Annotated in this window: 18 protein-coding genes and 1 pseudogene; 18 read left to right on the top strand and 1 reads right to left on the bottom strand. The window is 40.6% G+C overall.

Annotated elements, in window-relative coordinates:
- Positions 1-42 precede the first annotated feature (42 nt).
- The 6 genes from glmM (at position 43) to bioD (ending at position 5,420) form a co-directional block, all read left to right on the top strand.
- Positions 43-1,377: a phosphoglucosamine mutase gene (glmM, locus tag O3746_RS02490; protein ID WP_065242654.1), complete on the top strand. Its 1,335-nt coding sequence runs from the start codon at positions 43-45 to the stop codon at positions 1,375-1,377.
- Between the two features lie 70 nt (positions 1,378-1,447).
- A complete protein-coding gene (gene sixA, locus O3746_RS02485) occupies positions 1,448-1,921 on the top strand; it encodes a phosphohistidine phosphatase SixA (RefSeq protein WP_371447732.1) in 474 nt (157 codons plus the stop codon).
- A gap of 180 nt (positions 1,922-2,101) precedes the next feature.
- Complete coding sequence (locus O3746_RS02480) at positions 2,102-3,334, top strand: hypothetical protein (RefSeq protein ID WP_371447731.1); 1,233 nt, start codon at positions 2,102-2,104, stop codon at positions 3,332-3,334.
- Positions 3,335-3,636: 302 nt separating this feature from the next.
- A complete protein-coding gene (locus tag O3746_RS02475) occupies positions 3,637-4,248 on the top strand; it encodes a histone (protein ID WP_371447730.1) in 612 nt (203 codons plus the stop codon).
- 67 nt (positions 4,249-4,315) lie between these two features.
- Positions 4,316-4,582, top strand: coding sequence for a YcgL domain-containing protein (locus O3746_RS02470; protein ID WP_265469480.1), 267 nt, complete (start codon positions 4,316-4,318; stop codon positions 4,580-4,582).
- Positions 4,583-4,685: 103 nt separating this feature from the next.
- Positions 4,686-5,420, top strand: coding sequence for a dethiobiotin synthase (gene bioD, locus O3746_RS02465; protein ID WP_371447729.1), 735 nt, complete (start codon positions 4,686-4,688; stop codon positions 5,418-5,420).
- A gap of 268 nt (positions 5,421-5,688) precedes the next feature.
- Here the strand turns inward: bioD and O3746_RS02460 are convergent, their stop codons facing one another.
- Positions 5,689-6,393, bottom strand: a complete 705-nt coding sequence (locus O3746_RS02460; protein ID WP_371447728.1) for a S24 family peptidase — start codon at positions 6,391-6,393, stop codon at positions 5,689-5,691.
- A 217-nt stretch (positions 6,394-6,610) separates the two neighbouring features.
- Between O3746_RS02460 and O3746_RS02455 the strand changes: the two genes are divergently transcribed.
- From O3746_RS02455 to O3746_RS02400, 12 genes and pseudogenes are all read left to right on the top strand, one after another.
- Positions 6,611-6,832 carry a helix-turn-helix transcriptional regulator gene (locus O3746_RS02455; protein ID WP_118855492.1) on the top strand — a complete coding sequence of 74 codons (222 nt, stop codon included), beginning with the start codon at positions 6,611-6,613 and terminating at the stop codon, positions 6,830-6,832.
- Between the two features lie 14 nt (positions 6,833-6,846).
- On the top strand, positions 6,847-8,808 hold the full coding sequence (locus O3746_RS02450) for a transposase domain-containing protein (protein WP_371447727.1): 1,962 nt from the start codon (positions 6,847-6,849) through the stop codon (positions 8,806-8,808).
- A gap of 23 nt (positions 8,809-8,831) precedes the next feature.
- The gene (locus O3746_RS02445; protein ID WP_049370728.1) at positions 8,832-9,749 is read left to right on the top strand and encodes an AAA family ATPase; all 918 of its coding nucleotides are present in this window, start codon (positions 8,832-8,834) and stop codon (positions 9,747-9,749) included.
- Positions 9,749-10,075 carry a hypothetical protein gene (locus O3746_RS02440; protein ID WP_371447726.1) on the top strand — a complete coding sequence of 109 codons (327 nt, stop codon included), beginning with the start codon at positions 9,749-9,751 and terminating at the stop codon, positions 10,073-10,075. The genes O3746_RS02445 and O3746_RS02440 overlap by 1 nt, the downstream gene beginning before the upstream one ends.
- Positions 10,076-10,091: 16 nt before the next feature.
- Complete coding sequence (locus tag O3746_RS02435; RefSeq protein ID WP_371447725.1) at positions 10,092-10,613, top strand: host-nuclease inhibitor Gam family protein; 522 nt, start codon at positions 10,092-10,094, stop codon at positions 10,611-10,613.
- 166 nt (positions 10,614-10,779) lie between these two features.
- Positions 10,780-10,974: an ANR family transcriptional regulator gene (locus tag O3746_RS02430; RefSeq protein ID WP_126470464.1), complete on the top strand. Its 195-nt coding sequence runs from the start codon at positions 10,780-10,782 to the stop codon at positions 10,972-10,974.
- Positions 10,975-10,983: 9 nt separating this feature from the next.
- Positions 10,984-11,148, top strand: a complete 165-nt coding sequence (locus O3746_RS02425; protein WP_162836983.1) for a hypothetical protein — start codon at positions 10,984-10,986, stop codon at positions 11,146-11,148.
- Positions 11,145-11,315: a hypothetical protein gene (locus O3746_RS02420; protein ID WP_371447724.1), complete on the top strand. Its 171-nt coding sequence runs from the start codon at positions 11,145-11,147 to the stop codon at positions 11,313-11,315. The genes O3746_RS02425 and O3746_RS02420 overlap by 4 nt, the downstream gene beginning before the upstream one ends.
- Positions 11,312-11,776, top strand: coding sequence for a hypothetical protein (locus O3746_RS02415; protein WP_371447723.1), 465 nt, complete (start codon positions 11,312-11,314; stop codon positions 11,774-11,776). The genes O3746_RS02420 and O3746_RS02415 overlap by 4 nt, the downstream gene beginning before the upstream one ends.
- A gap of 72 nt (positions 11,777-11,848) precedes the next feature.
- Positions 11,849-12,310, top strand: coding sequence for a gp16 family protein (locus tag O3746_RS02410; protein ID WP_371447722.1), 462 nt, complete (start codon positions 11,849-11,851; stop codon positions 12,308-12,310).
- Positions 12,307-12,849: pseudogene (locus tag O3746_RS02405) on the top strand (hypothetical protein). Before O3746_RS02410 ends, O3746_RS02405 begins: the two are co-directional and overlap by 4 nt.
- Positions 12,850-13,002: 153 nt before the next feature.
- Positions 13,003-13,383, top strand: a complete 381-nt coding sequence (locus O3746_RS02400) for a Mor transcription activator family protein (protein WP_049370715.1) — start codon at positions 13,003-13,005, stop codon at positions 13,381-13,383.
- The last annotated feature ends 7 nt before the right edge of the window (positions 13,384-13,390 follow it).

Below are 13,390 nucleotides of genomic sequence, written 5' to 3'. Positions count from 1 at the left end.
GATTTCTGCAACATCATTATTCAAATTTAATAAGGAATAAACATGGCAAATCGTAAATATTTTGGTACTGATGGTGTACGTGGCAAAGTAGGTACATATCCAATCACGCCAGATTTCGCATTGAAATTAGGTTGGGCTGCGGGTAAGGTTTTAGCCTCTCAAGGTTCTCGCACGGTATTAATCGGGAAAGATACCCGTATTTCAGGTTATATGTTGGAATCTGCACTTGAAGCAGGTTTAGCTGCGGCAGGATTAACTGCTGCATTTACCGGTCCAATGCCAACACCTGCCGTGGCGTATTTAACCCGCACTTTCCGTTTAGAAGCGGGTATTGTCATTTCGGCATCACATAACCCTTATTATGATAACGGGATTAAATTCTTTTCTTCACAAGGCACAAAATTACCAGATGATATTGAAGAAGCGATTGAAGCCATGCTTGATCAGCCAATGGATTGTGTGGAGTCTGCTGATTTAGGTAAAGCAAGCCGTATCAGTGATGCCGCAGGACGTTATATTGAATTTTGTAAAAGCACTTTCCCTGCTCATTTAGGTTTAGATGGTTATAAAATCGTGGTGGATTGCGCAAATGGTGCGACCTATCATATTGCGCCAAATGTATTACGTGAATTAGGCGCGGAAGTGATTGAAATTGGTACTGATCCAAACGGAATCAATATCAATGAAAAATGTGGTGCAACCGATGTAAAAGCGTTACAGGAAAAAGTGCTTGAAACTAAAGCGGATGTTGGTCTCGCTTATGATGGTGATGGTGACCGCATTATGATGGTGGATCACTTAGGTAATAAAGTAGATGGTGACCAAATCCTTTTCATTATTGCTCGTGAAGCTTTACGTTCAGGTCAGCTAAAAGGTGGCGTAGTGGGCACATTAATGAGTAATATGAGCTTAGAGATTGCGTTAAAAATGTTAGGTGTACCTTTTGTGCGTGCCAACGTTGGCGACCGTTATGTGCTAGAAAAAATGGTAGAACATAACTGGACATTAGGCGGAGAAAACTCAGGTCATATTATCATTGCTGATAAAAACACAACAGGTGATGGTATTATTGCATCATTAGCGGTATTAAGCGCAATGGTTCAACATCGTTTATCATTAAACGAGCTTGCAAGTGCGGTGAAGTTGTTCCCTCAAGTGCTGATTAATGTTCGTTTTGCGGGCGGTGCAAATCCATTAGAAAGCGAAGCGGTAAAAGCGGTAGCCGCTGATGTGGAAAAACGCTTAGAAGGTAAAGGTCGAATTTTACTGCGTAAGTCAGGTACTGAACCACTTATTCGCGTAATGGTGGAATGTGAAGACGGCACACTTGCAAAACAATGTGCAGAAGAAATTGCAGAAACAGTTAAAGCGAATTAATTGAATGGGGGGCTTGCCCCCATTTTTGATCATAAAATTTATCTTTTATTATTTTTAGGAAAGCAAAGAGATGAAAGTTTTTATTATGCGACATGGGGAAGCTGAAGTTGTCGCTTCATCAGATGAGGCGCGGCATTTAACCGAGTATGGACGCAAACAATCAATATCACAAGGTCAATGGTTTAAAGAGCATCTAAATTCAACCGCACTTTCAGTTCAGAAAGTGATTGTCAGTCCTTATGTTCGTGCTCAAGAAACGTTTGAACTCGTCAATTCAGCGTTAGACAATATTCTTAATGATGTTGAAACTTGGAGTGGGATTACACCTTATGGGAATGCGACGCTGGTAGCAGATTATTTATCTGTTTTGCAGGAACAAGGTGTTGAAAGTGTTCTGCTTGTTTCTCATTTACCTTTAGTAGGAAGTATTGTTTCAGAGCTTTATGGCAAGCGAAATCCAATCAGTTTTTATCCCTCAACGATTGTTCAAATTGACTGGAATGGTGAAAAAGGCACCATTGAAACTTTCCATTATCCAAAATAGAATGGCTAAAATACGAAAAACAAAGTTTATATGATTTACTTTTTAAAAGCAGTCAAAAATAAACAACACCTAAAAATGTGTATTTTTAGGTGTTTTTTTAAATTTTTTTTGATAGACTGAAAATGAGCTATAAATAAATAGCTTAAATTAAGCCATCATAATGACACAAGGAGAGTAGCTATGAACAATAAAATCGAAGATAAAGCAACTGAAGTAAAAGATACGACAGTGAATGCTGCAACACAAGTTAAAGATGCATTAGTTGCAGCGGCTAACTATATTAAAGATGCTGTGACACATAAAGCGTCTGAGGCAAAAGAAGTGGTTGAAGACAAAGCTACTGAAGTGAAAGATGTAACTGAAGATAAAGTATCTGAAGTAAGAAAAGCAGTTTCTGAAGCAAAAGAAGCAATCGATGATAAAGCTACTGAAATGAAAAAAGCAATCGATGACAAATTTTCTGAAGTAAAAAGAGCCGTCGAAGATAAAGCATCAGAAGTGAAAAAAGCAGTTTCAGAAGCTACAGATGAAGCGGCAGATAAAGCAGCAGAGCTAAAAGATGCAGCTGAAGACAAAGTTGCTGAAATGAAAGATGCGGCTGAAGACAAAGTATCAGAAGCAAAAGGAGCAGTTTCTGAAGTAAAAGATACACTTGTAGACAAAGTAGTTAAATTAAAAGATACAGTTGTAGATAAAGTTGCAGAAGTAAAAAATGCAGTTTTTGAAGCAAAAGATGAAGCAGCAGATAAAGCAGCTGAGTTAAAAGATGAAGCTGAAGATAAAGCATCAGAAGTAAAAAAAGCAGTTTCAGAAGCAAAAGATGAAGCAGCAGATAAAGCATCAGAAGTGAAAAAAGCAGTTTCAGAAGCAAAAGATGAAGTGGCAGATAAAGCAGCTGAGCTAAAAGATGAAGCTGAAGATAAAGCGTCAGAAGCAAAAGATACGGTCTTAGGCAAAGTAGCTAAATTAAAAGATGCTGTTGTAGATAAAGTTGCTGAAGTAAAACATGCAGTTTTTGAAGCAAAAGATGAAGCAGCAGATAAAGCAGCTGAGTTAAAAGATGAAGCTGAAGATAAAGCATCAGAAGTAAAAAAAGCAGTTTCAAAAGCAAAAGATGAAGTGGCAGATAAAGCAGCTGAGCTAAAAGATGCAGCTGAAGATAAAGTTGCTGAAGTAAAAGATTCGCTTTCAGAGGCAAAAGATGTAATGTCTTCTAAAGTTGAAGCTGCAAAAGATGCAACAGTAAGCGCGGCAGTACAAGTTAAAGATGCTTTGGTTGCAGCAGCTAACTATGTTAAACATGTTGCGGAAAATAAAATGACTGAAGCAAAAGATGCTGTGTGCTCTAAAGCAGAGGAAGTAAAAAATGTAGATTCTGAAACAAAAGATCAATCTGCAGCCGTAAAAAAGTAACTGAAAAGTAAAAGCAATGGTTAAGGATTATTCAAATTAACTGAGTTGGGGTTGTTCAAAAAAAACACAAAAAAAGTAATTTTTTATCTTTACAAAAAATAAAATTTTTATAATGAACTTTTTTACAAGTCTTTTAAATTCATAGGGTTATAGTTGTTTTAGAAAGGTGTTATAAAAAAACTATATCTTTAGAAATGTAAATTTTTTTGGAAGATGTTTTATTTTAAGTTTTTTTACGTAAACTAGATCACACAAAGCAAATAGCTTTGGATTAATTCTTAATTATAAAATGGAGAATGACAATGAAAAAATCAGTATTAGCCGTATTAGTATTAGGTGCATCTTTAGCCGTAACTGGTTGTTTCGATAAACAAGAAACAGCTCAAAAAGTTGAAGCAGCAAAAGATGCAACAGCAAATGCAGCAACACAAGTTAAAGATGCAGCAAAAGAAGTTGCAACTGATGTTAAAGATGCAGCAAAAGAAGTTGCAACTGATGTTAAAAATGCGGCAATTGATGCAAAAGATTCAGCTGCAAATAAAATGGCTGAAACAAAGGAAGCTGTAGCTGATAAAACTTCTGAAATGAAAGATGCTGCTGCAAATAAAATGGCAGAGGCAAAAGATGCAATGTCTTCTAAAATGGAAGAAGTAAAAAATGCAGCTTCTGAAGCAAAAGATGCAGCAGCAGATAAAGCAGTTGAAATGAAAGATGCAGCAGCAGATAAAATGGCTGAAGCAAAAGAAGCAATGTCTTCTAAAATGGAAGCAGCAAAAAACTCAGTTTCAGAAACAAAAGATGCTGTAGTAGATAAAGCAGCTGAAATGAAAGATGCCGCAGCTAATAAAGCGGCTGAAGCAAAAGAGGCTACATCTGACAAAGCAGCTGAAGTGAAAGATGCTGTGACTAAATAATTAAACTTTTGTAAAATGAAAACCTATCAGAGATTATCTGGTAGGTTTTTTCTTTTGGAGTAATAAAATGTTATGTGCAATTTATAAAAGTTTACGTAAGCCAGGCTGCTACCTCTATATTTCGAAACGAGATGATTTTTCAGCTGTACCAGAGGTATTAATGCAAAGTTTTGGCAAGCCTCATTTTCTTATGCCATTTAATTTGAAGGGAAGCAAACCACTTGTTCATGCAGATAAAAATGAGGTAATGGAAAAAATTACTCAGCAAGGATTTTATCTCCAAATGCCAAAACAAGATGATGGCTTGTTTAATAGTTTGAGTGAGATCAAATAAGCCTTTTATTTTTTTCCTAAAAATCTTTAAATCTTGAGTTATCTCAATATTTTCTTCAAAAAACTCCTTTAGAATTGACTGCACTTTTAAAAGGAGAATAAAAATGAGTAGTTTCTTTGTGGCAGGTACAGATACTGACGTGGGTAAGACCACCGCCTGTCGTGCCATTATTCAGGCATTACAAGCAAAGGGCGTACGAATTGTGGGTTATAAGCCGATTGCTTATAGCTGTGAAGCTGGTATCTATCCTATAGAAAATCAAGCTGATGAATCTGAAACAGATTATGATGCTGAAAATAATTCAGATGTGTTGGCTTTAATGGATGCAACAAATGAGCCTGTATCCTATCAGGAAGTGAATAGTTATACTTTTGCACATCCTATGCCGATGCTGACTCGCGATAAATCACGCATTAAATTAAGCAAGATTGATCAGACTTTAACGACATTAGTGAAAAAATATCAATCTGTTGTCGTGGAAGGCTCATTTGGCTTACTCACCCCCATGGCGGAAGGTAAAAGCTTTGCTGATTGGGTTGTTGAGCATAAAATGCCTATTGTATTGGTTGTTGGTATTAAGGAAGGCTGTATCAACCATGCACTACTTACCGCTCAAGTAATTAAACAACTTGGCGTGCCTTTACTGGGGTGGATTGCAAATCGAATTAATCCTTGCTTAGGCCACTACAAAGAAGTTATAGAGATTTTAGAAGCTCAGATTGATGCGCCATTGTTAGGAAAAATCCCTTACATTCATAGACCAGAATCCCAAGAGTTAGGGCATTATTTAACGAATATTGATCGCTTAATGTATATGCAGACAGAATTAGTTAAATAGTCACTTTAAATAAAAAGTAAAAGTGCGGTTGTATCCAACCACTAAATATGAGAAACATAAAAACAAATAGGGATTGGGCGGGAATTTTCGGGATTAAGCGGGATGAATATAGATAAAACGGGGCTTGGCGGTGTGCCAGCCCCTTTTTTATTAGCTAAAAAATAGAAATAATGAAATGAGAAAATTTTTCTAAATATTGGCAGTTTAACCGCTAAAAATGGGAAACATTAAACGCGGTTTAAATGCCTTTAAATTTAGGTTTAAATCTTTAAATTAAGTCGTGGCCTATAAAAACAACCTGGCCCAGCACTTCAAAGTTTAAATTATCTTCAAACATCAACTCTATCGGGGCGTAGATTTCTTTATTATCGCTAATCAAGCGAATGCCGCCAGGAATACCCTGGACGCGCTTAACCCAAAGCTGATCGCCTGAACGGATAACATATATCTGCCCATCACGCGGCGTGGTTACGGCTCGGTTGATTAATAACATATCGCCGTGGTGGATTGTTGGGGTCATGCTATCGCCGGAGGTTAGAATAAATGCCAGCTTATTCTTTTGAAGGCCGCGTTGCTGCAACCAGCGCGCGCTTAGCCCAACAAAATCATCCGGTTCATACACGTCATCATTAAACGCCCCAAAGCCGGCAGAAGCGAACGTCTTATAAAAAGGCACGCTAACAAGCTCAGTGGCTTTATTTAAGGCTTCTTTTATATAACGCCCCGCCGTTTCTGCAATATCCGGAACGTGCATGCGCGTTTCAGCGGGATAAAAGCCTAGCTCTTTTTGTACTTCTGGAGGAAGTGACGAATAGTGATATTCATAAGCCACTCCTTTCTTTCCTTGAACTTGTTTCTTTTTCCAGTTTTCTTTAGTTGCGCGTCTGGTGATGTTAGTAGCCTTGCCTGGCAAATTCCCTATCCCTTCTAACTCAAAAGCTGTAAACCATTCTTGTTTAGGTTGTGAATTCATATGATACCTTTTAAATTCATCTTGAATTCAAAAAGAGTTTCTTTAAAACTAATTTAAAATCAAGAGCATAGAAAAATAGAGTAAAAATTTGTGAATTCTTTTGAATTCCTTAGTTGATTTCACAAAGAATTCACTATATTATTCAAATCATAGTTAGCGAACTACATCAAAATGTACTTCGTGAGCTAGTGTTAAAACTAACCAAGGATCTCACAAAATGGCAGGAAAAAAAAGAATTATTGACATGCATCGCGCAGATATTCGAGCGGAGTTAGAGAAAAAAGGAACATCATTAGCTCAGCTTGGAATTGAGAACGGGTTATCAAGAACAACGGTTCGTAATGCCTTGGATAAACCATATCCAAAAGGAGAATGGATAATTGCAAATGCATTAGGGCTTAAACCTTCAGATATTTGGCCTAGCCGCTATCGCGAGTAAGGTTTGGAGGCATTATGAAAGAATGGTTTAACTCTAAAGAACTTGCTGGTGTTGGCGGGTTGCCAAGTAGCCCAAGTAATGTAACTCGAAAAGCCAAAAGCCTATCTTGGGAATTTAGACAGGTGGAAGGGGCGAAAGGGGTTAGTTATGAATTCTCTTTTAATTCATTACCGGAAGAAGTCCAAGCAGAACTCTTATTAAAACAAAGCCAGACAGTAGAAATTCCAAAAAAACAAAAAGAACTCAACTACCTACCGGAAGTTATTTGGAAGCCTTATGAAAAAGCGACCGATAAACAAAAGGAAGAAGCAAAAGCGAAACTCGCCCCGCTGCACAAGCTAGACGATTTAGTGAGAAACAACGTGGCATTAATGATGGCGCTTGATGCGGTTTCTACCGAGTATGAAATCGCAAAAGGGTCGCTCAAACGTTGGTATTACAAAGTGCGGTCTTTTGAACGCCCGGATTGGTTACCTTTATTGTTGGATAAACACAGCAACAAAAAAGCTGGCAAAGAAGCAGACTTCACAGAAGAAGCCTGGGAGGCATTTAAGGCCGACTATTTTAGACCTGAATGCCCGCAATTTGGCAGTTGTTACGAGCGTTTAAAACGCGCTGCACGAGAAAACGGCTGGTCAATTCCGTCAGCGAGCAGCATTAAGCGCAAAATCGCGCGAGAAGTGCCGAAATTAGTGCAAGTGCAATTACGCGAAGGTGACCATGCAGTCATGCAATATTATCCATCAATGCGCCGCACAGTGGCCGAAATTGAAGCCCTTGAGTGGATTAACGGCGACGGTTATCAACACAACGTATTTGTGCGTTGGCATAACGGCGAAATTGTCCGCCCTAAAACCTGGATTTGGCAAGACATTCGCACCCGCAAAATTCTCGCCTACCGCGTAGATTTAAGCGAAAACAGCGACACCATCCGATTAAGTTTGATGGATCTGATTTGGAAATACGGCATCCCGAAAAAATGCACCATTGATAACACCCGCGCAGCGGCAAATAAATGGATGACAGGGGGCGTTAAGAACCGCTACCGCTTCAAAGTAAAAGAAGATGATGTGACCGGGATTATCCCGATGCTTGGCATCGAATTGTTGTGGACATCGGTGCAATTTGGCAAAGGTCACGGGCAAGCAAAACCAATCGAACGTGCGTTTTCACACGGTGGTTTAGGCGAGTTAGTTGATAAACACCCAAGCCTGGCTGGCTTTTACGCCGGGGAAAATGTTTACAGCAAACCTGACAACTATAACGGCGGCAAAGACGGCGTAGATTACGACACATTTATTTTAGCCATAGAAGATGGCATCCGCACTTTCAACGAACGCGAAGGCAGACAAACCGAAATATGCCAAGGTATTTACAGTTTCAGCCAAGTGTTTGAGCGCGATTACGCCAAGGCGCAAATTCGCAAGGCAAGCGCAGAACAAATGCGGTTTTTAATGTTGATGAGCGAGGCCGTTACATTGAGAAAAGACGGCACATTTGAGTTAGAAGCTGGTGGCAAGGTCAATAATCGCAAAAACCGCTATTTAGCGAGCGAGCTTATTGCCACAGCGCACCGCAAGGTGGTGGTGAAATTCGACCCGCAAGACTTGCACAACAAAGTGTGGGTTTACGGTTTGGATGGTGTGTTCTTAGCCGAGGCGAAATGTACAGATGCAGTGGCATTTGGTGATAAAGCGAAAGGCCGCGAACACGATAAAGCACGCAAACAAATGGTGAAAGCGGTGAAAGCACAAGCGAAAGCCACACTCACTATGAATGCACAAGAAGCTGCGCGTTATCAGCCTCAATTCGAGGAAGAAGAACCGCTAGAACCGAAAATCATCGAGCTATTCCGACAAGAAGGTAACGCAGTGCGCAAACACGAAGCGGTATTAGATGACGATGAAGATACCAACGATTTTGAACAAGGCTGGCGCAAAGGATTAGCCATGCTGAAAGAAGAAAAAGGGCTTTAAGCCGCATTTAAGGAGCGTTAAACATGACTTTAATTGAACAAATCAAACAACTTTTAGACAACCAAGTCCACACGCAGCGCGAAATTGCCGCGCAAGCTGGGATTTCAGCCGGTGCTTTGAGTGCATATTTAAAAGGCACTTATACCGGGAACGTGGAAAACGTAGAAGTTGCATTAAAAAACTGGCTTTCAACCCGCGAGAAAAAAGAAAAAGTGTTTGTAGAAGCACCGCACTTTATCGAAATTCCGACCGCCAAGAAAGTTTTTTCAGCGTTAGATATGGCCAAGATTTTGCCAACCATGGTGACCGTTTACGGCGCGAGCGGTGTAGGTAAAACAAAAGCATGCCAAGAATACAAAAAAGCCAACCAAAACGTGTGGATGATTACCGCAAGCCCAGCGCGTGCAACATTAAGCAGTATTTTGTATGAGTTAGCCCTTGAGTTAGGTATTAACGATGCGCCACGCCGTAAAGACCGCCTATCACGCCTAATTACTAAAAAGCTCAAAGGCACACAGGGTTTGGTCATCATTGATGAAAGCGACCACCTTCCTTATGACGCGTTAGAAGAGATCCGAATTATCCAAGAAGAAGCTGAAGTAGGCTTTGCATTAATTGGTAACGATAAAGTTTACACCCGCATCCAAGGCGGCGTGAACCAGGCGCATGAATACGCGCGTCTTTGGTCACGAATTGGTAACAACTGCGGCGTTAAAGCTAGCACAAAAGGCGATATTAAAGCCATCGCGCAAGCCTGGGGGCTTGATATAGCCGATAAGGATTTAATGACCGTCCTTTATGACATCGGTGGCAAGGCGGGCGGCTTACGCGCTTTAACGCAATATTTACGCCTAGCCGGCATGACAGCGAAAGGACAAGGCACTGTCATCACACTAGACCTAATTTTAACCGCCCAAGCACAAATGAAAGGAGCGAACTAATGACAAGCATTACAAAAAACAACTCCTTGCGCGAGCAAACTAAACCACATCCAGTGTTTGGTGGCTGCAACAAAATTGCCCTAGGTTACTTATCACAAACGCAAAAATGCGTGTTTGAGTTAAACAAAATGGGGTTGCATGTATTAAGCATTGAGTTTGACAAAATCAAACCGCGCGTGCGCATTGAACCGAACGTATTAACGAAGAAATTTGAAAAAACAGGCCAGGCGCTTGCGTATATCCAAGGCAACGACGGCGTGCATTTTACCGAATATCAAATGATGGTCGAAGGCATCAAGGTAATTTGGCGCAGTTATTTACACTAAAAACCAGGAGGAAAAAATGGCAAAAAAACCAACCCGAATTAAAACCGACACCTTTGCAGTGCGTTATCAAACGCGCGATGAAGTGGAAGTGGCAATTAAAGAGATCGGCGATTTAAACCGCGAATTAGAACGCCTAGCGATTGAACAAAACGACCGCTTGGCCGCAATCACCGAAGAATACGCCCCGTTGATGAACGCAATCAAAGAAAAGCTCGCGCCAAAACAAGATGCGGTGCAAGCCTGGTGTGAAAGCCGCCGAGATGAATTGACATTAAACGGCAAAACCAAAACAGGCACTTTCAACACCGGTGAAGTGCAATGGCGACAACGCCCACCGTCAGTCGGTATTCGCGGCACAGAGAGCGTGATTGAAAGTTTGCACACGTTAGGCCTGGTTCGTTTTATTCGCACCAAGGAAGAAGTCAACAAAGAGGCCATGTTAAATGAGCCTGACTTAGCCGCAACAGTGGCGGGTGTAACAATTAAAACCGGTGTGGAAGATTTTGTGATCACCCCTTTTGAACAGGAGGCGAAATAATGCCGACCTGGGCATTGAACCCGGTGTCATATTTGATTATCGGGGTAATTCTAAGCCTAATCGTGGGCTTATTAGACCAGGAATAAAGCCTATTTAAACGCTCTTTAAACCCTAATTTAAGGGGCGTTCATAATAAGTTTTAACCAACCATAAAAGGAAACAAAAAATGGAAAACATCCACAAGTTTAACCGCTTCAAATATTACAGTGAAAAAGCGGCAGAAAGTGAACGCCAAGGCGACTTACAAGATGCCAAGGAACAATGGGCAATCGCAGAGTTAAATGCGAGCGGCCAAAAAAATAAAGAATGGTGCAAATGGCGTGGCGCATTTTGTGACCGAGTAATTAGAAAACCTTTCTAGGAGGAAATTATGGCGAAATATATAGCACGTTTTTACTGTTTAGTAGAAGCCGTTGTTGAAGCAGAAAGCAACGAACAAGTTTTAGATATGTGCGACCTAAATGTATGCGATGTAAATAAACTGCCACACACCATTACAGAAATTGACGATGTGGTTGAAGTGGAGGAAGTATGACTGAGCAAGAAAAAATGCGCTTAGACGAGCAATTAGAACAAGCGGCAAAACAGCTCACACACGCGCTCCGCGCGTTACGCATGGGGCAAAATCAACACGCAGCGGTTTATGTTGGCAACGTACAAAACTTGCTGCCCGGTTTAAGAATGAGATTGGTGAAAGTATGAAAGTGCTAGATGAACACATCCTTGAATATATCTGGGACGAAACATTAGACAGGATTGCGCAAGGAACTTTAGTGAATTATATCGGTGGCTTCGTTGGTACATATAGCGACGAGCATGCGGCGAAAGACGCAGAAAACTTTGCAACATTGAGTGTAAGCCAACTTATTGCAGGATCCGGATTAAGCGATAGTCAATTTAGGAAACGGGTTAAAAAACTAATGGCACAAGGCATTTTATTGCAACGCATTGGGCCAAATATCTTTGTGATTAACTCAGATGTGATTAAAGACGTAGCGGTACAAGCCGCACGATGTTGGCGTGCAATCGGTGTGCCGTATGGTATGGACGACACAGGGAAAGCCTGTAAAACCTTAACAATTAACGCTCTGCCGAGAAGCATTTTTGAGTTAAAGACAAATTGTTATCTGATTTTGAGAAGTAAATATCCGAATTATAAGTAATAAAACCCATTTACAGCCCATTTAAGCCACGTTTAAGTGGGCTGAATAATGTGTTTTAAAAAGGAATAAACAATGCATAAAACTAAACCAAAGCTGATCCAGCTAATTCATATAGCCAAGCAAAAACTGGCAATGGATGAATATAGCTACCGCGCCATGCTTGAGCGCGTTACCGGGAAAACATCATGCAAAGAAATGAGCGTGGCAGAGTTAATGAAAGTGGAAGCGGAAATGGAAGCCAAAGGATTTAAGAAAACCAGCCGCCGAAATCATTCGCCAAGCGGAAAAAGTGCGGTTGTAAAAAGCAATATTGCGTACAAAATTCGCGCCATTTGGATTGAAATGAGCAAACAAGGGCTTGTGCGAGACGGCTCAGAAAACGCGCTCAATGCGTTTGTGCGCGGCGTAGTGAACCCAATTTACGCTAAGCGTGGGATGAATATTCAAGTGCTTAACGTGGGCGCTTTACGCGATGATATGGCCAGTCTAGTGCTTGAGCGATTGAAAAAATGGCAAGCAAGAGGTGGTCTATGAAATTATGCCGCTGTCCTGTATGCCACTCCGATATTCATTTAGACCAACTTTTAGAAGATGAAGCGGGGCGCGAAATTTTAGGGCTGCTCACTGAGTTAAAATATGGCGTAGCCCGCCCTTTAGTTTAATACATTGCACTATTTCGCCCAGATAAATCAGCGCTAAGCAACTCAAGAGCGGTTAAATTAATGCGCGAAGTGCTGGATTTATTCCCGCCTTCTCAATTATTAGCCCACTGTTTGAGTGAAACGGTCAATTCAGTGCAGAAAAAGCGCCGAGAAAGCCGAAATCTCGCCCCGCTTAACAATCACCGCTACTTAATGCAAGTGATGGAAACGAACCGACCACTCTTTTCCGGTACAGGCTCGGCTGCCGTAAACAACGCGGAACGCCAACAGGCAGAGCGCGCCAATCACGGCAATGATGATATTGAAAACACCATTTTATATATTGAGCGTTTTTATCAGCTAGGCCAACCGGTGGAACACTTGCCAGGCTATGAAGTATGGAAAAAGTGGAAAGATAAACAGCAAAAATGAACTTTTTTTAACCGCCGAAAGGCGGTTTTTTTATTTATAAATCAAGTAATTATTTTCAAACAAAGACTTGACTTGCAAAAATAATCCGCACAACGCATTGTAAAATCGCTATAATTTTGAACAATAGTGATCGTCCAACCAGTAGGGGTGGCTATGTTGAATGCAAGCAATGAACAAATTGAAACGTTTAATGAGAAAGCGCCTGAAATTTTGGCGGATTTAGCAAAACATACAGAAGTAAAAATTAAAGAAAAAATCGCTGATATTGAGCCAAAACTCGCCCAGCAAATCAGCATTGAAGTGGCAAACCATATCGCACAATGCTGGGGCGGTGAGGTGATTTATATCCCGCGCAACCTTGTTTTATTACTAAACGAGCGTGACCGTAAGATTTTTAACGAATTCAACGGCACAAATCACCGTGAACTTGCGCGAAAATACAACGTATCAATGCAGTGGATTTATCAGATTGTGAAGAAAATCACAAAAGAAGAAATCGCAAGACGTCAGTTTGATATGTTTGGCAACTCATAACCGATAA

It is taken from the genome of Haemophilus sp. 27098_8_127, assembly GCF_041433495.1.
Taxonomy (GTDB): Bacteria; Pseudomonadota; Gammaproteobacteria; order Enterobacterales; family Pasteurellaceae; genus Haemophilus_D.
Note: the sequence above shows the minus strand (reverse complement) of the source record. Positions and strands in the feature narration are given on the sequence as shown.